Source organism: Nitratireductor aquibiodomus NL21 = JCM 21793, from assembly GCF_000615975.1.
GTDB classification, from domain to species: Bacteria; Pseudomonadota; Alphaproteobacteria; order Rhizobiales; family Rhizobiaceae; genus Nitratireductor; species Nitratireductor aquibiodomus.
Genome location: NZ_BAMP01000032.1, coordinates 23,494 through 43,583, shown reverse-complemented (window position 1 = coordinate 43,583; position 20,090 = coordinate 23,494). Strand labels below are relative to the sequence as shown.

Below are 20,090 nucleotides of genomic sequence, written 5' to 3'. Positions count from 1 at the left end.
GTTCCGGAGCCGGTGCACGACGAGTTGGCCGCCGAGCGCCTGAAGCAACAGCGTATCAAAACGGCGCAGGCCGAGCGCGAGGAAGCGCTTGCGGTGGGCCGATACATGCTAACGGAGGCCGCACGGCGTGAGATGGGGCGCGCCGTTGCAGAAGCGTTCAAGGTGATGGAGCAGGGGCTGCGCGATATGGCCAATGCCGTTTCCGCCGAGTTTTCGGTTTCTGAACGCGATGCTCAGCAGGTGTTGCAGAAGTCGTTTCGGGTGGTTCGCGCGAAGGCGGCGGAAGGCTACCGGGCGCAGGCAGAGGCAACACCCACGCTCGTCGAGGACGCCGAGGAACAGGAACTGCGGTCAGCGTCATGACAATGCTGTTCAATCCCGAGCGGCTCAAATACGAGGCGCTCTTCGAAGCCGCCACTCCGCCGCCGCCGGTCGATTATCTGGCATGGGCCAAGCAGAACATCGTCTTTTCGGAGCGAATCTCAGCATTCTCGGGTGCCTATAACGAGGCGCTGTTTCCGTTCTTCTCGGAGATTCTGCGGGCGCTTTCGCCTGAAGACCCGTGCAGCATTGTCACGCTGGGCAAGTCCGCGCAGGTTGGCGGCACGGTTCTTGCGAACATCTTCACACTCGGGACCATGGACATGGACCCGTGCGATTTCCTCTACGTCCATCCGACCGAGGAGAACGCGTCACGCTGGTCGAAGACCAAGCTGATGCCGCTCGTTCGGGAGACGAACGCAATCCGGGCGCTGTTCTCGGAAACCAGCCGCGATGGCGGGAACTCGATCCTCTACAAGGAGCGGATCGACGGTCGCGGGGCCATTCAGGCAGCAGGCGCGAACTCGCCGGCGGGCCTGTCGATGATCTCGCCGCGCAAGCAGGTTCAGGACGACCTTGCCAAATGGTCGATGAACGAGGCGGGCGACCCGGAAACACAGGCCGACAGCCGGTCGAAGGCCTTCTTCAACCGGAAGGTCTTCAAGATTTCGACGCCGCTGGTTTCGCCCGGCTGCCGGATCACGACGAACTATCACCTGGGGACACAGGAGAGTTATCACGTCCCGTGCCCGCACTGTGAAGAACTGCAGGAGCTGCGCTGGGAGAACATGCGGGATCATATCGATCCCGAGCACCCCGAGGATGCGCACTTCGTCTGCATCCATTGCGGCTGCGAGATCCGCGAACATCATCGTGCATGGATGGTGGCACCGGAGAACGGCGCGCGCTGGGTGGCAAAATACCCTGACCGGGCGCGATTCCACCGCTCGTTCCATATCTGGGTTGCCTATTCGCCGCTGGAGAGTTGGGAAGCGCTGGCGCGCGCCTGGCTGAAGGTGCAGTCGGGCGGCCCCGACGACAAGGAGAAGGGTGCGGGGGCCGAGCAGGTCTTCTACAATGACTGGCTTGGACTGCCATTCGAGGCGGACAACAAGGCAATCGACTGGGAAGACCTTCGGGACCGGGGCGAGGAAACCGGCTTTCAGCGGGGACTGATCCCCGCTGAGGCACTGGCGCTCGCCATCGGCATGGACGTACAGGGTGACCGCGTCGAGTGGCAGCTGATCGGCTATGGCCGCAATCGCTTCCCGGTGCGTAATCGACCGTGGCGTTGTCGATCACCGCGCCGGCAGCCATCTGTCGGGCTATCGCGTCCATTCCGGCCACATCAGTGAGCCGGAGGTACGCGCCGCGCTCGACCGGCTGATCAAGCGGACCTGGGCGGACGAATGGGGAAACCAGCGCTCGGCCGACATCGTTGCCATCGACGGCAACGCCTATACCGAAGATGTCTGGGGCTGGGTGCGCAAACACCCCAAGTCGCGGGTCATCATGGTGCGCGGCGACAATCGGGACACTGCGCGACTCCTGTCGCAGGTGCGCGAGTTCGACCGCAAGGGCAAGCCGAAGAAACAGAAATGGACGTCGCGGTTCTTCAACTTCAATGCCTCGATCATGAAGATCGGGCTCTACCGCGATATGAAGAAGGAAGACCCGGAGCAGGCTGGCTACATCCGGTTTGCAGTGGGGCTTGGTGATGACTTCTATCAGCAGGTCACATCGGAGATCCGGGTCGAGGAGCGGACGCGTTCGGGCCATGCGCGCTATGTCTGGAAACTGCCGTCCGGTCAGCGCAACGAAGCGCTCGACATGATGAACCAGGCGCATGCTGGGGCGATCCGGCTGGGCGTCACCTACTGGACAGACGAAGAGTGGGACATGCTCGCCGAGCGTCTGTCGAAGATGGAAAAGCCCGCACAGGGCGATCTCGAGGACCTGATCACTCCTGTTGAGAGCGAACAGCAGGCCTCATCACAAAGCAAAGAGGTGGCTTCGAAGGAAGCCTGATAGCTGCAGCCCTGCAGCGGGCCGAGCGCGCGAAGCGCCGCAACCGATAGGAACAACATGGCTTTGACCGAGGAACGGCGGGCAGCGCTTCAGGCGCAGCTCGATCAGGCCCGTGCGGCCGAGTTCAAGCTCGAGACTGGCGGCCTGCGGGCGAGCGTCTCCTATGAGGGAGAGCAGGTGACCTACTCGGCGGCGAACCGCGCTTCGCTGCGCAGCTTCATCCGCAGGCTAGAAGCGCAGCTAGGCCTGCGTCGGAGCGCACGCGCGCGCAGCAGGGGAGTGACGTTCTGATGGAACCGACCGTTTCCAGCAATGCACCGGTGCTGATGGGCGCAGACGGCGCGCCGCTCCCGGCTGCCGTGCGCAGTGCTGCCCGGGCGAAGATGACCCGCAACCGGATGATGGCGTCCACGGCCTATCAGGGTGCAGGCTACGACAATCCTTCCCTGGCCAAATGGCGTCCGCGCACATGGTCCGGTCACTCGGCCTTGCGCTGGGACCGCGGTCAGTTGGTCGACCGGCTGAACGACATCGCACGCAATGACGGCTGGGCGTCGGCCGGCGTGTCCAGGCTTGTCGACAACATCATCGGGTCGGGATGGATTCTTTCGGCAAAGCCGAACCATGCCTCGCTGAACCTCACCTATGACGAGGCGGAGGAGATTGCCGATCAGATCGAAGCGCTCTGGCGCGACTTCACGCTGGATGTCGACATGTGGTGCGATGCCGAGCGCTCGAAGAACATGGCCGGCATTCTGGGGCTGGCGGCACGCCATCGGTTCGGCGCCGACGGTGAGGCCATGGCAACGCTGATCTGGCGCGAGGATGCACCGGGTTTTCAGACGGCGGTGCAGGTCGTCGACCCGGGTCGTTGCTCGAACCCTATGGGTAGGATGGATAGCGAATTCCTACGCGACGGTGTCGAGATCGACGGATATGGCGCAGCGGTCGCCTATCACTTCCGCCGGGCGCACCCAGGCGACACGTTCTCGGGCATGCCGAACCAGTGGCAGTGGGATCGGGTGGAGCGCGAAACGGAATGGGGCCGCCCCATCGTCGTGCATGCCTTCGAGCCAGTCCGTGCCGGAATGACACGCGGCGCGTCAAGTTGGGCGCCGGTCATCCGGTCGATCAAGCAGGCCACTGACTATGAGGATTTCGAAAGTCAGGCTGCTCTGCTCAATGCGGTAATGGCTGCCTTTATCGAGACACCGTTCGATCCGGATGAGCTCATGGATTCGCTTGGCGCGGAGGGCAGTTCGGCAGTCGGCAATATGTATGGAGCGCTCGCCGAAGCGCAGAATGCCTATTACGACGCCGCTCCGATCGATCTGCCGGGAGTCCGCGTGAACACGCTGCAACCTGGCGAAACGGCGAAGTTCACCCGCCCCGAGCACCCGAACGCGAATTTTGAGGCCTTCGTGAATGCGGCGTTGCGCAAGATCGCCAGTGCTGTCGGCCTTTCCTACGAACAGCTCACGATGGACTGGTCGAAGGTCAATTATTCCTCGGCCCGCGCGGCGCTGCTCGAAGTCTGGAAGGGGCTAACCAGCCGCAAGAGCAGTTTCGCGGCACAGTTCATGGGGCGCATCTATCGGGCATTCCTAGAGGAAGTGTTCGATAAGGGGCTTGTGAAGCTCCCTGCCAATGCTGTGCCTTTCGAGGAGAACCCTGCTGCATGGTGTCACGCGGAATGGATCGGCCCCGGTCGCGGCTGGATCGATCCGCACAGGGAGGCGCAGGCGGCAGGCCTTCGCATTTCCTCCAACCTGTCGACCCTGCAGCAGGAAGCGGCCGAGCAGGGGCGCGACTGGAAAGTCAACGCCCTGCAACGGAAGCGGGAGCGGGACTTCTATTTGAGGCTCGGTCTGGATCCTGACAGTGCGCAGCCAGAGACACGCACCCAGAGCGAAACGACAACGGAAACCAAGTATCCCGACGAAGAGGTAGAGGAGGAGGTGAACGGCACACGCCAGCAGGCGCGGCGTCATCCCCTGGGCATTCCATCAATCCGGAGGAAGGCAGCATGAGCATGGCGGCGCACTATCCCGAAATTGCGGCGCGCATGTTCAACACGCCGCTCATGCTGCACGAGGGCAAGGGCAATGTGATCGCCCGTGCTTTCGGCCCGCGTGTACTGGGCATGCCCGATGCCGAAGTCGCTGTTCATGGCAGCGAGCAGTTCGGCGTAGTCGGAAACACATTACGCGATGCAGTGGATGGTTGGGGGCAGCCGATCTATCAGGGGCCGAAACGAATCTCGGATCGCATAGCTCTGATCGAGGTCGAGGGCACGCTGATCAACAAGGGTAAGTGGATCGGCAAATCTTCCGGTCAAACGACCTATGAAGCTATCGGCCTGCAGGCAGACGATTGCCGGACAGACAGCTCCATCGACGGTGTCGTGGTCGAGGTCGACAGCTTCGGGGGTGAGGTCACCGGCGCATTCGATTGCGCCGAGCGTCTATTCGAACTGTCTCAGGCAAAGCCGACAATTGCGATCCTGACCGACTATGCACTTTCGGCAGGATATCTTCTCGCCTCATCCGCGCGACAGGTTGTCCTTCCGCAGAATGGCCAGGCCGGCTCTATCGGCGTTATCTCAATGCACGTCAACGTGAGCAAATGGCTCGCCAATCAGGGCCTCGAAGTGACCATCATGAAGGCGGGTGCGCGCAAAGACGACTTCAACGCTTATGGGCCGATCCCCGATCACGTGCTCGAAGAAGCGCTCGCCGATATGGAGGCGATGCGCCGGGACTTCGCCCAGACTGTCGCGCGATACCGGGCGGGGCGTCTGAGTTTCGAAACTGCCATGGAAACCGAGGCGAAGTGCTTTCGTGGACAGACGGCGGTTGACATCGGCCTTGCCGATGCAGTGGCGCGGCCCAGCCAGGTGCTTGCAGCATTCGAAGAAGAGCTTGGCCGCGTGGCCGGCTGAAACCAGCGAAAAGGAGAAACTTATGTCGACGCTGACCAGAAGCGTCCTCGCCGCCGTGCGTGGACGCAACAAGCTGCACGCCTTGAAGATGAACCAGTCGAGGACCTCGACGACGAGACCACGGAAACCGGAACCGAGGGCGACGAGGATGAAGCGCCCGTGGCCGAAGGAGAGGATGAAGAAATCGGTGCCGAATCCGACCAGGAAGAGGAAGGTTCTGAGGACGACGATCCGAAGCCGCAGGCTTCTTCCGACCGTGTGCGTCGTGCGGAGCAGGGGCGTATTCACGCAATCCTCACGCACCCCAATGCGGATGCGAATCCGGGTCTCGCTTCCGAACTGGCCTTCGGCGAGCGCTTCTATTCCGCGAAGGAAGCGTCGGCGCTGCTCGAACATTCAAACGCCGGGACGGGAAAACTTGCCGGTCGTATGGCGGGCCGCAGCCCGAAGATCGGATCGGGCGGGGCGGTGAGCCCTGCGAGCGAGCGACAGTCCCTCGTCGCCAGCGTGAAACAGACCATCCAGTCCCTGCACGGACGCAAGCCGGAAAACGCCTAAACGCGTCCGGCCCGGCAGGGCAATTACAGAAACCGGCCCTTGGGCCAAAAAACGAGGATGACAGTTATGAACACTGCAACCTACGCGCCCAACGATCTGCTTGTCTCCGACATTCCGGTCATCACGCGCACCATCACTTTGACTGGCGGCCCCTTCGAACGTGGAACCGTGTTGGGCCGGATTACGGCCAACGACAAATACACGATCTCAGCGGCAGCAGCCGGCGATGGCTCGGAAGTCCCCGCCCTCGTGCTTGCCTACGATGCGGATGGTTCGGGTGGCGATATCGAGGTCGCCGCCTACGCCTCCGCCGGCCTGGACGCCAGCAAGCTCGTCTTTGGTGCCGGCCACGATGCAGACACTGTCGAGGCGGCGTTCCGTGCGGCGGATTCATCCCTTGTCGTGCGCAAACTCGCCTGATCTCAATCATTCATCTGTCTGACGGTCGCGGCCGAGCGGACACAGGGCTCGAACCAGAAAGGTCTCTCCCATGAGCAACATTCTTCTCAATACCGCGGAACTGGTCGCCGTTCTTCCGCCGCGCGACCGTCCCGAGGCATTCCTGCGCAGCACCATGTTCAGTACCGTGGTGCTCTCTGATCTGGAGGAAATCGTCTTTGACAAGATCCTTCCTGATCGTGAACTGGCGCCCTTCGTTCACCCCGATGTGCCAGGAAAGGACTCGGCCAATCGTGGTTTCAAGGCCACCAGCTTCACACCGGCCTATGTGAAGCCGCAGAACACGCTGCGTCCGCGCCAGAACATGATCAGAATCCCGGGCGAGCGAATGGCCGGTGAGATGACGCCGGCACAGCGTTATGCCTACAATCTTGCCATGCTGATCGATGATCAGGATCTGCGCATCACGCGGCGCGAAGAGGCGATGTGCAGCCAGGCGCTGCGGACCGGTACAGTGATCGTCGAAGGTGAAGATTACCCGACGCAGACGGTCGATTTCGGGCGTGATCCTGCATTGAGCATTGCGCTTGCCGCAGCGGCCCGTTGGGGGGAGGCTGGCGTTGACCCTTATGACGACATCGAGGCATGGGTGCAGCTTCTGGCCGACACCGACGGATTTACCGCGCGCACAGTGTTGCTTGGGCCGGGCGCGGCTGGCCTTCTGAAGAAGTCCGAGCGTTTCCTCGCCGCGCTCGACAATCGCCGGCAGGATGGAGGAAAGTTCCAGCTCGGCCCGGTCTCGACCGGTGCAGAAGGCGTCTACCACACCGTTCTCGGCACGATTGGCCAGCTGACCTTTGTTCAGTATTCGCAGCCCTACACGGTGGGCGGCGTGAAGAACAATTTCTGGCCGAGCTATGGCGTCGGCATCTTCGATCCGTTCGGCTTCAACGGCCATTTCGCCTATGGCGCGATCCTCGACAACGAGGCGCTCCTGGCGATGGAGCGCTTTCCCGATATGTGGCCGGAGAAGAATCCGAGCCGCACGATCGTTCAGACGCAGGCAGCGCCGCTGCCGATCATGCCTGAACCCAATGCATCCCTGTTCGCGCTGGTGCGCTGATCCGCGTGCCGCCTTCAACCCTCCGCCGTTGCCCCTGTGGTGCTTCGGCGGAGGGCTGCGGGAGGTCCGCAATAGAGCCAAGGAGAAATCACATGTCGAAAACGCATCGTTTCAACACCACGGTAAGCCTCGGTGCAAAGTCCTTTCCGCCCGGCGCAGACGTGCCGCTTGGCGGCAAGAATGGCCTGTCTCCCGAGGAGGTCTCGAAACTCGAGAATGAGTTCGGTGTCTGGAAGGGCGGTGAGAACGCCGCCAGGCCGGACAGGCAGGCGGCACTCGTGAATGCCGCTCTGGAAAAAGAGGCGGAAATGCTCGCCCACAGGGTCGAGGAGCAGCAGAAGAAGCTTGTCGAAACTGCGGGCGAGCGTGACGCGCTTGCCAGCGAAAAAACGGCACTCGCTGCCCGGGTGGAAGAACTGGAGCGGCTGCACAGCGAAGCCTCTGCGGAGAGGGACGCCTTTGCCGAGGACAACCAGTTGCTGGCTGATCGCGTGAAGGAACTGGAAGCTGCGACGGCGGGCGAAGGTGGAGGCGGCAATGGTGAAAAAGCCTGACACCGAAACGGGCCGCTGGCCCGTTGCCGTTCGGGACCAGGGCGGCAAGCGCGTCGCGCCTGGAAAACCGGCGACCGTGACCACGGAAAAGGCTGCCGAGTTTGATGCGCGGTTCGGGCGCCTTCCGGAGGCGGTGCCGCCGGCTGCGTCACGCGAAGCCGCTCAGAAGTCGGAGTAGCTATGACAATCCCTCCGAATTCTGTTTTTACCGGCATGCCGGCTGCGTTTCTCGACGCACTTGGCGAAACGGGTGAAGTCACCATTGGAGGTGTGCCTCTGGACGATCCGGTTCGTGTCATCATTCGCGGGCCGTTCGGGGAGGTCGCCGGCGGGGCCGGGTATGGCGAACCGGGTGTCAATGGAATGACGCCCAGGGCATCGTTTGCGGAAGCGGACGTCCCGAACATCTCCGATGGTGACAAGCTCACCTTCAGGGGCGTCACCTGGACGGTTCGGGAACCTTTGCCGGATGGTCGCGGCATGGTGCGCTGCGAGCTGGAGCGTGCCTGATGCTGCACGTCCGGACGCTCATTCGCAACAGCGTGCTGGCAATCCTTCAACAGTCGGCGCCGCACGGCTGGACGGTGCGCAAGTCCGACGGCCGCCCAGTTCCGGACATCTCGGAATGCCCATGCATCATGCCCACCATACCCAGCGAGCCCGTCAGCCGGGGCGCGCAGCGCAAACGACGGGAACCACGCCTCACCGTCACGGCCTATGTCGCCGCAGCAGCCAATGGCGACGACGTCTGCGACGAAGCATCTGTCTGGATCGAGGCGGCGCTTGACTCTGATCCGACGCTTGGCGGCGTCTGTCAGGACTGCACGCATATCGAAACGACCATCACGCCGCATCCCGGTGGAGAACTGCCGGTGTGGGAACTCTCGCTCGACTACAACCTGCGGGTCTCCTGATCCCGCCATTGCCAAGGAGCAACAGCCATGTCGACACAGCTCGGCCGCCTATTGATCATCCGGCGCCCCACGGGGCAGCCTGCACCCGCTGATTGGGAGAATGTCTGTGGCATCAACACGACGAACTTCCGTATTCTGAACGACATCATCGAATCGAAGCGCGCCGATTGCACGGACCGTGCAAAGCCGCCGATCCGCGTCCGCAAGTACGGGGGCAAGGACGTGAACTTTTCCGGTTCCGGTATCTTCGACGATGATGTTGCGGGCAAGCTGCTCGCCGACGCTGCCGTCAACCAGACGGAACTGACCGGCTACAGCGTCTTCGTTCCAGGCTATGGCGAATTCGTCGGCGACTGGCTGATCTCGAATTTCGAGTTCTCCGGCGACCTCGACAACGACATGAACTTTTCGTGCGAGGTGCAGGCCTCGGGCGAAATCGCCTATACGGCCGTCTGATGATTGCGCCGAACGCATGGCGGGGCGAGCGCGAGCTTGCCTTGCCCGGGGCCGCCACGGTTCTTGTCGCGGCATCACTCGATCACATCGCCCGCCTCATGGCCGAGACGAAATCTGAGACTTGAGGGGCTACAGGAGGCGCTTCGGGCGCGAAAGCCTGAAACGCTCCGCAATGCGCTCGCCATTCTCGTAGGTGAGGAAAAGGCCGCAAGCCTTTGGCCGCATGTCAATGGCGCGACCGGGCTCACCCGTGTCTATGCATCGATCTCGGGCGCGGTGTCGGGATTGACGCCGGCTGAGGAAGACGAAGCAAAAAAAGCCCAGGCCGAAAGCGAAAGGGAACTGCAGGCGATGGCGCTCGGTCTGCTGGCACGCGCGATCGGCCAATCGAGCGCCTCCCCTTCGGAGAGTGGATGAATTTCGCCGGTGGCGTCCTTCATTGGACCGAGGATGAGTTCTGGCAGACGGGTTTCGCATACTTCCGCGCCGCCTGGGAAGGTTGGGCCATATCCACCGGGGCGAAGAAGTCAGCAATCCAGCCTCCGACGCGGGAGGCCTACGAAGCAGCCAAAGCCGCATTGGCCGATCGTGACCGGAAACGAATGAACAAGGGCAAGGGCATTGAGCAGAGATGATCTCCGATACAGGATCGGAGGCGATACGAGCGGTATCGACTCCGCCTGGGCCAAGATCCGCCGTGATGCGCAGTCGACAGGTGCGAGCATCGGCAGCGCGATGGGGCGTGCCCGTTCCGGTGTGGAGACCGTCATGGCGCCCTTGCGCGCCATGCCCGCTCTGTTCGCCGCCGTGGGTGCCACGGCTGTCGTCGCGAAGGTCCGACAGACCGCTGAAGCAGTTGCCGATATTGGTCGACAGGCCAAACAGGCCGGCGTCGATGTGGAATCGTTTCAGGAACTGAAATTCGTCGCCGAGCAGAACCGCATCGGTGTCGACATTCTCACCGATGGCCTGAAGGAACTGAACCTGCGTGCAGACGAGTTTGTGGCCACGGGCGGCGGATCGGCAGCGGAAGCCTTCGGGCGCCTCGGTTTTTCATCAGAGGAGTTGTCGCGCAAGCTGAAAAATCCATCCGCCCTCCTGACCGAGATTATCGGCAAGCTGGAGCAGTTCGACCAGGCCGCCCGCATTCGCATTTCAGATGAATTGTTCGGCGGATCGGCCGGCGAGCGGTTCGTCGAGCTTATCGACGAAGGCGAACAGGGAATTCGCGACCAAATTGCGGCCGCGCGAGATCTTGGACTCGTGATGGATGCGGAGATGATCCGAAAGGCCGAGGATGTAGATCGGAAGTTCAACGTCATCACGACGACGATCGGCACCGCCATGAAGCGGGCGATCGTCGATGCGACCAGCGCCTGGTTCACGTTCCTCGACAGCTACAACTCTTTTGAGAAACAACAGACCGGAACATTGTTGTCCACGAGAGCAGACAAGGATGCCGAGTTGCGCTCATTGGATGAAGAACTCCAGCGATGGCGTCGCAATCTCGCGACCGTAGAGGGCGCATATGCTGATGCTAGGCGTCGCGGCACCGAGGACTATATCGAAGGTCTTGAGGATAAGCGCCGCAAGTTGGTCGATGAAATCGCCGTAATCCAAGATCAGCTTGATCGTAGAAACGGCTACTCTGAAGATTTTCAATACGGTCCAGACCAGGGTGAATCAGGCAGAAGAATTGACACCTCTGTCGACTACATCCGCCAGTATCGTGACGAACTCGCGCTATCCAACCGCGAGCGCGCCATTGCCGCCGAGACGCAGCGGATCCTCAATGATGCGTCGTCGCAGGGCGCGGCGCTGACCGAAGCGCAGGCGCGCGAACTTGCCGAAATGACCGTCGCCCGGCGCGAATCCGAGCGCTCTGCGTCCGGGGCCGCCAAGGCGAGCGACAAGGAAGCCGAGGCAATCAGCCGGGTGATCTCCGAACTGGAGCATGAGCTTTCGCTGATGGGCAAGAGCGATGTGCAGAAGCGAATTTCGAATGAACTGCGCAACGCCGGTGCCGAGGCTGCCTCGCGTGAGGGCGAACGCATTGCAGCACTTGTAACGGCAATCGAGGCGCAGCGCGCCGCGGAGGAACAGCTGAAGGCAGCGCAGGAAGCGCGAACGCAATCCCTGGAGTACCTGTTCCAGTCGGGATCGGATGCGCTGCTGGCGATGATCGACAATTCCGGCCGGGCGGAAGATGCCGTCAAACGGCTGGCAATCCAGCTCGCATTCGCGGCAGCCCAGGCAGCCCTTCTCGGAACGGGACCGCTTGCGGGCCTGTTTGGTGGGGGCGGGGGGCTGTTCGGAGGCGGGTTCTCTGATCCGTGGGCGGGATTACGGACTGTGACAGGGTTCGACACGGGTGGTTTCACCGGTAGCGGCGACCGCTCGAAGGTGGCGGGTGTCGTGCACAATGAGGAATTCGTCGTGCGCGCCGGCCCGGCAGAGCAGTATCGCCCCATGCTTGAAGCCATGAATGCCGGCCGCAGCATCGGATTGTTCTCCATGCCTCAGCGCATGGCCTCGGCCGGCCGCGAAAACGCCGGCGAGATCACCCTACACATCATCGGAGAAGAGGGGCCGATGTTTCGTCCGACCATTCGTGCTGAAAGCGAGGACGTGGCGGTCAGGATCAGCGAAGCGTCCATTGGCCGGTTCGATGCAACCCTTCCCGATCGTGTTCAGGCAATCAGCAACGATCCGAGGGCGCGGGGCTGATGGCGTTCAATTTTCCCCTTTCGCTTGCAGAGTTTCAGGACGCAATCAACGTTGCTGCTGCGCCATTCCGGCTCCAGCGCTTCGAGGAACTGTCCGGCCTGGGCAGTGGCCAGTTCCTTTCCGGCGAACTGGCCCCGCCACTCTGGTCGGCCTCCGTCCGGCTCTTTTCGGCCTTTCATGACGACGGCCTCGAAACCCAGGCGCTGATCGATACCCTCGACGGTTCTCTGCACTCATTCCTTTTCTATGATCCGCGCACTGCCTTTCCGCGTCTCGATCCCAAGGGTCTGCTGATCAGTGGTGCGACGCCGACCGTTCTGTCGATCGAGGCGGACAACAAGTCGATGCGGCTTGCCGGATTGCCCGCGGGATATCAGCTGTCCCGTGGCGACATGCTCGCCTTTGAATATGGTGCGGGTCCAGTGCGCCGGACGCTACACAGGATCTCGGAACCGGTGGCGGCGGACGCGGCGGGAGAAACCCCGGTGTTCGAAGTGAGGCCGCATTTCGAGCCGGGAGGCGTGGCCGGAGGACCGGTCGAACTCGTGAAGCCCGCCGCCTTCATGCGGATCGTTCCCCAAAGTCTCACGGTTGGAGAGGTCGACGACTTCGGCTCGGTGTCGATTGGGTTCTCCATTCTCCAGCGTCTTCACCCCTAAAGCCTGAGAGCATCATGGTTCGATCTGTTGATACCGCGACCGCTGCCGAACTCCAGGCGCGCGATGGGCTGATTTTTCGCGACCTCGTCTGGATCACTGCGAAGAATCGAAGCAACGGCGCGCCCGAGACCATCGGACTCTGGACTGGCCGCGAGCATACCGACATTGCGGTCATAGCAGGTGCAACAGGCGCGCCCGTGACCAGAACCTATTATGGAATGGGTGGGCTGTTGAATGTCCCGCCAATTCCGCTCGTTTCCGATCTCACGGTCCGGCGCGTCACGCTTGTGTTCAGCCAGCTGGACCCGGCGATCGAACAGGCGGTTCGCGGCTACGATCCGCGCAACGGTCAGGTCGAGATCCATCGCCTCTATCTGAACCGTGAAACGCGCATGCCGATTGCGCCTGCCGTCCCGCGCTTCCTCGGCTTTATCAATGGCACGCCGATCAACACGCCAAAGGCCAACTCCGAAGGGAGTATCCGTCTGGAGATCGTATCGCATACACGCATCCTGACCCGGAAAGTGCCGTCCCGGAAGTCGGATGAATATCAGCGTCAGCGACAGGGTGACCGGTTCTACAAATACACGGACGTGGCCAACCAGTGGGAGCTTGCCTGGGGCGAGGAATCGGGGCCGATCGGATGAAGCGCCTTTCTTTCTGGCGCGCCGCGCTGGGCGCCTACATCAACGAGGTGAAGGGACACCCGTTCGAATGGGGTGTGTTCGATTGCGCCTGTTTGCTGCCGGTGCCGTCACCGCCATGACCGGGGTCGACTTCGCCACCGACTATCGCGGATCCTATTCCACCCTGAAAGGCGGCCTGCGCCTCCTGAAGGCAAGAGGGTTCGAAACGCATGCGGATCTTGCGGCGGCGCACCTGACGGAAATTCACCCTTCTCACGCGCAGGTGGGGGACATTGCGGCGGTTTCGGTCGATGACGCCGGGCTGTTCGCGCTTGGTGTCGTGCAGGGCGCGCGGGTCATCTTTCTGAAGCCGGAGGGTGGTCTCGGCACGATGGACCTCCTTGGTGCTGAACGGGCATTTCGGGTCTGAACCATGCTTAACCTGATCTTCTGGACCGCCTGGTTTTTCCTGGCATCCACTTCCTTTGCGCTTGCAGGTCCTGTCGCAGCGCTTGTCGGTCTGCTCACATCGACGGCGATCGGCAAACTGATCCTCACCGTTGCGCTGAAGATCGGACTGTCCCTCCTTCAGCGCATCCTGACGGATAATGAAGAGCCGCAGCAACCCGGCATCAAGACAAGCATCGGCCTTGGCGGCGACAAGTCGATGTCCTTCATCGTCGGCACCTATGCCACTGCGGGGCATCTCGTTTATGCGAACACATGGGGCAAGGTCCGATCGACGCCGAACGCCGGTATCGCCCAGGTGATAAGCGTCTCCGATCTGCCGGTGTCCGGTATTTCGAATGAGGTCTGGATGCGCGGCCGCAAGATCAACCGCGATCCCGGCCTTGGTGACAGGCCCGGGTCTCTCGCCTGGTTCGGGTCGGGAAGCTATCCATTCACCGAATTTACCCATGGTGATCATCCCGGCATATACTGGCTGTTCGCCAAATATGTTGCGGGTGGCAGCGACACGCCGGACCCGACCCTGCTGTCGACCTTTGGCGCTGCCGGAGACCGGGCGTGGGACAATGGCATGATTGGCCGCGGGGTCGCCCATGTCATTTTCACTGCCGAGTTCAATCGTGACCTGTTTCGCGGTGTTCCGGAAGCGATCTGGCAGGTATCCGGCCTGCCGCTCTACGATCCGAGGAAGGACAGTTCGGTCGGTGGGGCGGGAATCCAGCGCTGGGGGGAGGCGGACACCTACGCCTTCTCAGACAACCCGGCGGTGATCATCTTCAACATTCTGCGCGGCATTCACTTCGAAGGCGAGCTTGTCTTCGGTGGTGGCATTCCGGCAAGCAGGCTGCCGCTTTCGTCATGGTTTGCTGCCATGAACGAGTGCGACATGCTGGTTGACGGCGAGCGGCAGTTCCGGTGCGGTTATGAGATCAAGCCATTCGAGCAGTCTCCCCTGGCTGTCATCGAGGAACTGCTGAAATCCTGCAATGGGCGCATGGCGGAAATCGGCGGTGTCTACAAAATTCATGTCGGCGCCCCGGCGCTGCCCTCATACTTCTTCACCGACGAAAGCATTGCGATCACGGAAGACCAGTCGTGCGATCCGTTCCCGGGCCTTGAGCAGACCTACAACGGTGTGAGCGCGACCTATCCGGAGCCTGAGACAGCATGGTCCATGAAGGATGCGCCTCTCCGGATTTCGCAGGACTACGTCGATGCGGATGACGGGCGTGAACTGATCGCCTCTGTCGAGTTCAACGCCGTACCGTTTCCCATTCAGGTGCAGAGACTGCAAAAGGCCCTGATGGAGGACAACAGGCGGTTCCGTCGTCATCGTCACACGCTGCCGCCCGAAGCGTGGTTGCTGGAGCCACTGGACACTGCTGCGTGGACAAGTGCACGCAACGGCTATGTCGACAAGCTGTTCCTGATCTCTTCGATGGACGATCTGGAAAACTCCAATCAGGCCGTTTCCATTCAGGAAATTGACCCGAGCGACTACGCCTGGACACCGGCAACCGACGAGCTTCCTTACTCCATCGGGCCGATGGGGCCGATCGAACCCGCACCGCAGGTCATCTACGACTGGACGGCGGATCCTGCGACTGTTCCCGATAATGATGGCAAGCCGCGTCGCCCGGCGATCCTGCTTGGCTGGTATGGCGACATACAGGACACGAAGGGTGTCGAGTTCGAGGTGCGCCTGGCGACCACAGGGGAAACAGTCTATCGCGGTCGCACCGATCAGGTGCTCGTTGGACAGTTGCTCATTTCGCAGGGACTGCTGCCCGCGATGGATTATGAGGTCAGGGGCCGTTACCTGCCATATTCCAATCGGCGATCCCTGTGGTCTGGCTGGCTGGCCGTCCGCACGCCGAATGTGAAGTTCGACGTCTATCTCGACCTGGATTTCGATAGCCTGAATGAAGCGATCGGCGATCGGACCGAGTTTGTCGAGTACAACACCCGCGAGACGATTGAGCGGGCGCTCGACAATGCCACAAAGGATATGGGGGACTTCGACCAGCAATACGGGCAGGTCCAGCGCTTACGGCGTGAAGCGGCCGTCAGCTATGCGAACCTGACGGCCTCCTATCAGGAAGCCGTCCTCGTCGTTGCAAACGAAACCAGCGCGCTTGCTCAGCGACTGGAAATTCTGGAAGTGACGATCGACGAGGATATCGCTGAGGCTGTCGATCTGCTCACCACCGAGATTGAGATTATCGACGGCAGGTGGTCGCCTTGTCCGATGCGATCACCCAGGTCAGCACAAAGGTCGATGATGTTTCTGCCAACGGAACGTTCCGCGTTCAGGCGGGGGCGTCGCCAGGCGGTGGATGGGCGCGTGCCGTATTGCAGGTGAGTGCGGACGATGGAGTGACCTTCGAGCAGGCGTCAATCTATCTCGACGCGCGAACCAGTGGATCGCCGCGGAGCCGTGTCGTGCTCGATGCCGAGACGCTTTATTTTGGTGACCTTGGCAGCGGCAGCATCGTCAATCCGCTGATCTATTCCGCCGGAGTCTGGCGCATGAACGTCGCGAACATCGGGACAGTGAACTCGGGGCTGGTCCAGAGCAACGATGGCAAGATGCGCATTGAACTGGACAACAATCGCATTCTGGTGGCCGACTGATGGCGAACAGAGTTGTTATTGGGGCGTTTGACGGCACCTATGTCCTGCGCACGTCACAGCCGGGCAATGATGTTCTGAACACCGGCCTGGCGCCCAATCAGTTGTCGTTCGACAGCCGCTGGAGCGAGATCGGCAACTGGATCACATCCGATCGCTTTGTCTGGGGTAGCGGTGAAACCTTCAAAACAATCACCTACGGACAAACCTTCAGCAGTCCGCCCTCCGTACTTGCCTGGGTTTCTGGAGAATCGAACGATCTTTCCCAGTGGTGGATGGCAACGCGCACAAACTACAACTGGCACGCGCTCGGCTTAAGGATACGCAATGATCAATTCACGATTGAGCGGCACATGAATTCCTTCCCCGGCACGAGAACCGTCTTCTACATCGTCTTGCGGAACAACTATGGTTAATCGCGTTCTTCTTGGCCCGAAAGGCGGCGCTCAAGGGCTGTATATATCAAAGCCCGGGCATGATGTTGTCACGACCGGCGAAAGCAATCTGCTCTTTTCGTCTGACTGGAGTTCTCTTCAGGTGGTGCAGACGGGCACGCTTAGCGTCCCGAACGGCGGCAGTGCATCATTCTCCATTCCGGTCGATCTGGGCTTCAGGCCGGCAATCATGCTGGTGCCTGAGTTCGAACTGTTTCTGGGGCCGGGATTGAACATCATTTCGGAGATGGATGCGCACGTCACATACCACTCCAACACAAGCTTTTCTGCGCATGTGTGGACGAAGAACATCGGCTACACCGGCAAGACCTTCTATGCCGTGTTCAAGGTGAATCTTGATGGTTAATCGGGTGCTTCTCGATAAGAACGGGCTGTTCGTGAGCAAGCCCGGTGTGGACGTTATAACAGCGCAGCCAAAAGACCTTCATTTTAGTTCCGATTACGGCACACTCAATCTCTTGATGCGCGGCGTGCTCAATCTTCCGGCGACACCGAAGGGCTATCCCGCGCCAGGGAACGGCCATCAAGTGAGAACCGTCAATTTCGGTAAGACGTTTTCAGCGCGACCACCAGTGTTCTTCGCTGTTCGCCGCACAGTTACGTCCAACCCGAAGCAATGGAATGAGCACATTGGAAGCCATGTTGAGTTTATTTACGAAGGGTCGAATAGAATACCTTGGTATGGTGCGAATGTTTTCAATAATCGCTTTGTGTTTCAAGTGAATTATCATAGCGAAGCTTTTCTGAACGGCCCGTGGGAAGTTTTCTATATCATTTGGGATTATGATTTATGACCATAGAAAGCACTGCAGCGTCCAGCGATGACATCAAGGCGCTGATCGCGCACCTCTGACCACACCACAACGCACTCCCACAAGACCGGATACTCCATGACTGACCAGCCGAAAAAGCAGGTCAGCCCGATGGCTGCTGCCGTCGAGGCGACCGCGCTCAACGACTATTACCGCAATCGCTGTCTGATGCTTGTCGACGCGCTGGAGCGCGCGCGGCAGGAGCGGGAGGCCATGCAGGTGGAGCTCGACAGCCTGACGAAGATCAATGGCCAGCTACAGGACGCTGCGACCGAGGGCGGCGCCAAGGCCGAACAGAAGGATGCCGAGAATGGCGGGTAACCTTTACGAGCAGGGCTACTATGAAACCGGCACCGCATCGGTGACTCAGGGCCAAACCGTTGTCACGGGGCAAGGCACGGCCTGGTCGCAGATCGTGCGGCCGGCGGATGATTTCGGCAAGCATGTCGCATGCCGATCCCGATCGCTTCCGTCGACAGCGACACGCAGATCACGCTGGCCTATCCATGGCCGGGGCCGACGCAGGCAGCCGCACCGTATCGCGTGACCTTCACGCCGTATCACGTTGCCTATCGGCAGGCGTTGCAGGAAATCGGTCAGATGCTCTCCAGCGGCAACGTGTCGGCACTGGCGGGACTGGTTGGGGCGGCAAACAAGATTCCGATTTTCACCGGCCCCGGTGCGCTAGAGGTGATCGCCAAGCAGGACCTGGTCAACGGCGTTCGTTTCGATGTTCAGGTGGCTGATCTTGCGGGCCGCGCTGCGTATGACAACCAAGCGGCGGGCTTCACCGTTCTCGTTGCCGATGTCGGCGACGGCCGATCGGCTATCTACACCAAGGATAGTGTCGCAGCAGCGGACTGGAGCGACCCCGCTTACGTCACCGGTCCGACCGGGGCGACTGGTTCGCCATGGGATGACTGGCAGGGTGCCTGGCTACCGCCACGGCTTACGACAAACTTTCCGGAGTAGAGAACAACGGCTCGTCCTATATCTGCACCACGGCGCATACGTCCGACGCTGCAAGCGAACCGGGCGTCGGTGCTTCATGGCAGACCTATTGGGATGTGGTCGCAGCGAAAGGTCTGGATGGTGACATCGTCGGCCCGAACGGTGCGACCGACGGCAATGTCGCTCTGTTTGATGGCACCACCGGCAAGCTGCTGAAAGAGGGTGGAGCGCTTGGAAGCGCAGCCTTTGCGGCAACTGGTGATTTCGCCACGGCTGCGGAAGGCGTACTCGCGCAAAATGCGGAGCCGGCGTTAGGCTTCACGCCAGTCAATAGGGCCGGCGACACAATGACAGGAAAGCTCAATAGGGCGTCACAACCTTATATAAACTGCACACCCGCAGGGGGAGGGAGTGGATACCGCTCTCTAGTCATACAACAGAACTCCGGATTTTCTTTGTCTGGCGACAGTCTCCACGTAGTGATCCCCGAAAACGGGCGGTATCGCATATCGATAATGGGCATGCAGAGCGGCACAGGCGATTTTCGCATTCCGATTACAATAAATGGGGTCGCTGGTCTCCCAAGCATCAGGACGCTGGGCACAGAATCGACCGGTTCTATGAGCCTAGTAAGGCAATTGTCGGCGGGCGATATAGTTAGCTTCAATGTCACCATGGGCACAAACCACCCGGACGGAAGTTTCCAAAACCTAACAGTGGAGATGATATGATCATGTCGATAATCTCGATTGAAATCAGCGATGCCGATGCGGCCAGAATTTCGTACAGAGCAAAATCTGCTGATGATTGGATCACGAACGCGACCCTGGGATGTGCCGCTTTGGGGCAAACCGAAATTGAGGCCACTGCCGAGTGGATGCAGGCGATGATTTCGTTCTCACAGATGGGCGGAGATATCACGGACAAGGATGCGGTGCTGCTCCACGGATTTCAGGCCGGCATCATTCTGCCGGCTGAGGCCCGCTATAACCAGCACAGCATTGATGGCTCATAGAAATGCGCATCCACCAGTAGAACAACCGTGATCCCTGCCAACATCTGAGGTGGCAGGTTTACGCCATGAGCGCCAACGAGCGAATTGTTGGGGTTCACACCTTAAGGCTTGGGGCGCTCAAGGGGAGAAAGCTCGCTCGCTGGCAACCAAAGGTAGTTTTTCAGGCTGAGCTCGGCATTGGTGCGATGACGTAGGTCGGCCGACGCTTCGGAGGGCGGCTCGTCAGCGCCGGCCTAGCGAACCTCGCCAGGTCCGCCGCGCTTATAGATGCCGGGATTCGCGAACGCTCTTCCAATAACGATCCGTTACGCACTGCAACAAGTGCGTTTCGATCTTTGGGAGCATGCTGGCGCGCGGGGCTTACGCGTTGGACAATGGCTTCATGCCAGACATGGCACGCGCCAACGGTAGCATGTTTCCGCATGTCGATTACCAAGGGGTAAAGGTGCTGG

25 protein-coding genes and 3 pseudogenes are annotated in these 20,090 nt (G+C 60.7%); all 28 read left to right on the top strand.

The genetic code is table 11. The features are described from left to right. Positions 1–363: pseudogene (locus JCM21793_RS11090) on the top strand (hypothetical protein); the annotation flags it as partial. After that, positions 360–2,399: pseudogene (locus JCM21793_RS31470) on the top strand (phage terminase large subunit family protein). The pseudogenes JCM21793_RS11090 and JCM21793_RS31470, both read left to right, overlap by 4 nt. 7 nt (positions 2,400–2,406) lie before the next feature. Then, entirely contained in the window at positions 2,407–2,640 is a 234-nt protein-coding gene (gene gpW, locus JCM21793_RS11080; RefSeq protein ID WP_025030407.1) for a gpW family head-tail joining protein, read from the top strand. Between the two features lie 35 nt (positions 2,641–2,675). Then, positions 2,676–4,379 carry a phage portal protein gene (locus tag JCM21793_RS11075; protein WP_025030406.1) on the top strand — a complete coding sequence of 568 codons (1,704 nt, stop codon included), beginning with the start codon at positions 2,676–2,678 and terminating at the stop codon, positions 4,377–4,379. Then, on the top strand, positions 4,376–5,290 hold the full coding sequence (locus JCM21793_RS11070; protein WP_025030405.1) for a S49 family peptidase: 915 nt from the start codon (positions 4,376–4,378) through the stop codon (positions 5,288–5,290). The genes JCM21793_RS11075 and JCM21793_RS11070 overlap by 4 nt, the downstream gene beginning before the upstream one ends. A gap of 159 nt (positions 5,291–5,449) precedes the next feature. Then, the gene (locus JCM21793_RS25380; protein WP_306306747.1) at positions 5,450–5,848 is read left to right on the top strand and encodes a hypothetical protein; all 399 of its coding nucleotides are present in this window, start codon (positions 5,450–5,452) and stop codon (positions 5,846–5,848) included. 66 nt (positions 5,849–5,914) lie between these two features. Then, positions 5,915–6,268 (top strand): head decoration protein, encoded by a 354-nt coding sequence (locus tag JCM21793_RS11060; RefSeq protein ID WP_025030404.1) that lies wholly within the window; start codon positions 5,915–5,917, stop codon positions 6,266–6,268. A gap of 70 nt (positions 6,269–6,338) precedes the next feature. After that, positions 6,339–7,370, top strand: coding sequence for a major capsid protein (locus JCM21793_RS11055; RefSeq protein WP_025030403.1), 1,032 nt, complete (start codon positions 6,339–6,341; stop codon positions 7,368–7,370). A gap of 92 nt (positions 7,371–7,462) precedes the next feature. Beyond that, positions 7,463–7,924 carry a hypothetical protein gene (locus JCM21793_RS11050; protein WP_025030402.1) on the top strand — a complete coding sequence of 154 codons (462 nt, stop codon included), beginning with the start codon at positions 7,463–7,465 and terminating at the stop codon, positions 7,922–7,924. Next, positions 7,908–8,102: a hypothetical protein gene (locus JCM21793_RS11045; protein WP_155983425.1), complete on the top strand. Its 195-nt coding sequence runs from the start codon at positions 7,908–7,910 to the stop codon at positions 8,100–8,102. The genes JCM21793_RS11050 and JCM21793_RS11045 overlap by 17 nt, the downstream gene beginning before the upstream one ends. Before the next feature lie 2 nt (positions 8,103–8,104). Further along, complete coding sequence (locus JCM21793_RS11040) at positions 8,105–8,434, top strand: head-tail joining protein (RefSeq protein ID WP_155983424.1); 330 nt, start codon at positions 8,105–8,107, stop codon at positions 8,432–8,434. Continuing rightward, positions 8,434–8,838 (top strand): hypothetical protein, encoded by a 405-nt coding sequence (locus JCM21793_RS11035; protein ID WP_025030399.1) that lies wholly within the window; start codon positions 8,434–8,436, stop codon positions 8,836–8,838. Before JCM21793_RS11040 ends, JCM21793_RS11035 begins: the two co-directional genes overlap by 1 nt. Positions 8,839–8,865: 27 nt before the next feature. After that, positions 8,866–9,294: a phage tail tube protein gene (locus JCM21793_RS11030; protein ID WP_025030398.1), complete on the top strand. Its 429-nt coding sequence runs from the start codon at positions 8,866–8,868 to the stop codon at positions 9,292–9,294. 63 nt (positions 9,295–9,357) lie between these two features. Beyond that, complete coding sequence (locus JCM21793_RS25375) at positions 9,358–9,711, top strand: hypothetical protein (protein ID WP_244439726.1); 354 nt, start codon at positions 9,358–9,360, stop codon at positions 9,709–9,711. Further along, on the top strand, positions 9,708–9,929 hold the full coding sequence (locus JCM21793_RS25370) for a hypothetical protein (protein WP_036540140.1): 222 nt from the start codon (positions 9,708–9,710) through the stop codon (positions 9,927–9,929). The genes JCM21793_RS25375 and JCM21793_RS25370 overlap by 4 nt, the downstream gene beginning before the upstream one ends. After that, a complete protein-coding gene (locus JCM21793_RS11010) occupies positions 9,916–12,021 on the top strand; it encodes a coiled-coil domain-containing protein (RefSeq protein ID WP_025030396.1) in 2,106 nt (701 codons plus the stop codon). The genes JCM21793_RS25370 and JCM21793_RS11010 overlap by 14 nt, the downstream gene beginning before the upstream one ends. Next, on the top strand, positions 12,021–12,680 hold the full coding sequence (locus JCM21793_RS11005; RefSeq protein WP_025030395.1) for a hypothetical protein: 660 nt from the start codon (positions 12,021–12,023) through the stop codon (positions 12,678–12,680). Before JCM21793_RS11010 ends, JCM21793_RS11005 begins: the two co-directional genes overlap by 1 nt. Before the next feature lie 14 nt (positions 12,681–12,694). Continuing rightward, positions 12,695–13,327 (top strand): hypothetical protein, encoded by a 633-nt coding sequence (locus JCM21793_RS11000; RefSeq protein ID WP_025030394.1) that lies wholly within the window; start codon positions 12,695–12,697, stop codon positions 13,325–13,327. Next, positions 13,324–13,736 (top strand): annotated as a pseudogene (locus tag JCM21793_RS25365) (DUF6950 family protein). The gene JCM21793_RS11000 and the pseudogene JCM21793_RS25365 overlap by 4 nt, the downstream one beginning before the upstream one ends. Before the next feature lie 3 nt (positions 13,737–13,739). Then, positions 13,740–16,136: a phage tail protein gene (locus JCM21793_RS25360; RefSeq protein WP_025030393.1), complete on the top strand. Its 2,397-nt coding sequence runs from the start codon at positions 13,740–13,742 to the stop codon at positions 16,134–16,136. Positions 16,137–16,150: 14 nt separating this feature from the next. Beyond that, positions 16,151–16,408, top strand: a complete 258-nt coding sequence (locus JCM21793_RS30255) for a hypothetical protein (RefSeq protein WP_244439724.1) — start codon at positions 16,151–16,153, stop codon at positions 16,406–16,408. Further along, positions 16,408–16,821 (top strand): hypothetical protein, encoded by a 414-nt coding sequence (locus JCM21793_RS10980; protein ID WP_025030391.1) that lies wholly within the window; start codon positions 16,408–16,410, stop codon positions 16,819–16,821. The genes JCM21793_RS30255 and JCM21793_RS10980 overlap by 1 nt, the downstream gene beginning before the upstream one ends. Beyond that, positions 16,814–17,206: a hypothetical protein gene (locus JCM21793_RS10975; protein WP_025030390.1), complete on the top strand. Its 393-nt coding sequence runs from the start codon at positions 16,814–16,816 to the stop codon at positions 17,204–17,206. The genes JCM21793_RS10980 and JCM21793_RS10975 overlap by 8 nt, the downstream gene beginning before the upstream one ends. Then, positions 17,199–17,654 (top strand): hypothetical protein, encoded by a 456-nt coding sequence (locus JCM21793_RS10970; protein ID WP_025030389.1) that lies wholly within the window; start codon positions 17,199–17,201, stop codon positions 17,652–17,654. The genes JCM21793_RS10975 and JCM21793_RS10970 overlap by 8 nt, the downstream gene beginning before the upstream one ends. A 96-nt stretch (positions 17,655–17,750) precedes the next feature. Further along, positions 17,751–17,993, top strand: coding sequence for a hypothetical protein (locus JCM21793_RS10965; RefSeq protein WP_025030388.1), 243 nt, complete (start codon positions 17,751–17,753; stop codon positions 17,991–17,993). Between the two features lie 129 nt (positions 17,994–18,122). Continuing rightward, complete coding sequence (locus JCM21793_RS10960) at positions 18,123–18,644, top strand: hypothetical protein (RefSeq protein ID WP_025030387.1); 522 nt, start codon at positions 18,123–18,125, stop codon at positions 18,642–18,644. A 95-nt stretch (positions 18,645–18,739) separates the two neighbouring features. Further along, on the top strand, positions 18,740–19,354 hold the full coding sequence (locus tag JCM21793_RS10955) for a hypothetical protein (RefSeq protein ID WP_025030386.1): 615 nt from the start codon (positions 18,740–18,742) through the stop codon (positions 19,352–19,354). Then, complete coding sequence (locus JCM21793_RS10950) at positions 19,351–19,638, top strand: hypothetical protein (protein ID WP_025030385.1); 288 nt, start codon at positions 19,351–19,353, stop codon at positions 19,636–19,638. The genes JCM21793_RS10955 and JCM21793_RS10950 overlap by 4 nt, the downstream gene beginning before the upstream one ends. Positions 19,639–20,090 lie beyond the last annotated feature (452 nt).

Bases quoted from the DNA above. Each gene is read 5' to 3' on its own strand.
- gpW (WP_025030407.1), top strand. From the start codon at position 2,407: ATGGCTTTGACCGAGGAACGGCGGGCAGCGCTTCAGGCGCAGCTCGAT.
- JCM21793_RS11075 (WP_025030406.1), top strand. From the start codon at position 2,676: ATGGGCGCAGACGGCGCGCCGCTCCCGGCTGCCGTGCGCAGTGCTGCC.
- JCM21793_RS11070 (WP_025030405.1), top strand. From the start codon at position 4,376: ATGAGCATGGCGGCGCACTATCCCGAAATTGCGGCGCGCATGTTCAAC.
- JCM21793_RS11060 (WP_025030404.1), top strand. From the start codon at position 5,915: ATGAACACTGCAACCTACGCGCCCAACGATCTGCTTGTCTCCGACATT.
- JCM21793_RS11055 (WP_025030403.1), top strand. From the start codon at position 6,339: ATGAGCAACATTCTTCTCAATACCGCGGAACTGGTCGCCGTTCTTCCG.
- JCM21793_RS11050 (WP_025030402.1), top strand. From the start codon at position 7,463: ATGTCGAAAACGCATCGTTTCAACACCACGGTAAGCCTCGGTGCAAAG.
- JCM21793_RS11045 (WP_155983425.1), top strand. From the start codon at position 7,908: ATGGTGAAAAAGCCTGACACCGAAACGGGCCGCTGGCCCGTTGCCGTT.
- JCM21793_RS11040 (WP_155983424.1), top strand. From the start codon at position 8,105: ATGACAATCCCTCCGAATTCTGTTTTTACCGGCATGCCGGCTGCGTTT.
- JCM21793_RS11035 (WP_025030399.1), top strand. From the start codon at position 8,434: ATGCTGCACGTCCGGACGCTCATTCGCAACAGCGTGCTGGCAATCCTT.
- JCM21793_RS11030 (WP_025030398.1), top strand. From the start codon at position 8,866: ATGTCGACACAGCTCGGCCGCCTATTGATCATCCGGCGCCCCACGGGG.
- JCM21793_RS25370 (WP_036540140.1), top strand. From the start codon at position 9,708: ATGAATTTCGCCGGTGGCGTCCTTCATTGGACCGAGGATGAGTTCTGG.
- JCM21793_RS11005 (WP_025030395.1), top strand. From the start codon at position 12,021: ATGGCGTTCAATTTTCCCCTTTCGCTTGCAGAGTTTCAGGACGCAATC.
- JCM21793_RS11000 (WP_025030394.1), top strand. From the start codon at position 12,695: ATGGTTCGATCTGTTGATACCGCGACCGCTGCCGAACTCCAGGCGCGC.
- JCM21793_RS25360 (WP_025030393.1), top strand. From the start codon at position 13,740: ATGCTTAACCTGATCTTCTGGACCGCCTGGTTTTTCCTGGCATCCACT.
- JCM21793_RS10980 (WP_025030391.1), top strand. From the start codon at position 16,408: ATGGCGAACAGAGTTGTTATTGGGGCGTTTGACGGCACCTATGTCCTG.
- JCM21793_RS10975 (WP_025030390.1), top strand. From the start codon at position 16,814: ATGGTTAATCGCGTTCTTCTTGGCCCGAAAGGCGGCGCTCAAGGGCTG.
- JCM21793_RS10970 (WP_025030389.1), top strand. From the start codon at position 17,199: ATGGTTAATCGGGTGCTTCTCGATAAGAACGGGCTGTTCGTGAGCAAG.
- JCM21793_RS10965 (WP_025030388.1), top strand. From the start codon at position 17,751: ATGACTGACCAGCCGAAAAAGCAGGTCAGCCCGATGGCTGCTGCCGTC.
- JCM21793_RS10960 (WP_025030387.1), top strand. From the start codon at position 18,123: ATGCCGATCCCGATCGCTTCCGTCGACAGCGACACGCAGATCACGCTG.
- JCM21793_RS10950 (WP_025030385.1), top strand. From the start codon at position 19,351: ATGATCATGTCGATAATCTCGATTGAAATCAGCGATGCCGATGCGGCC.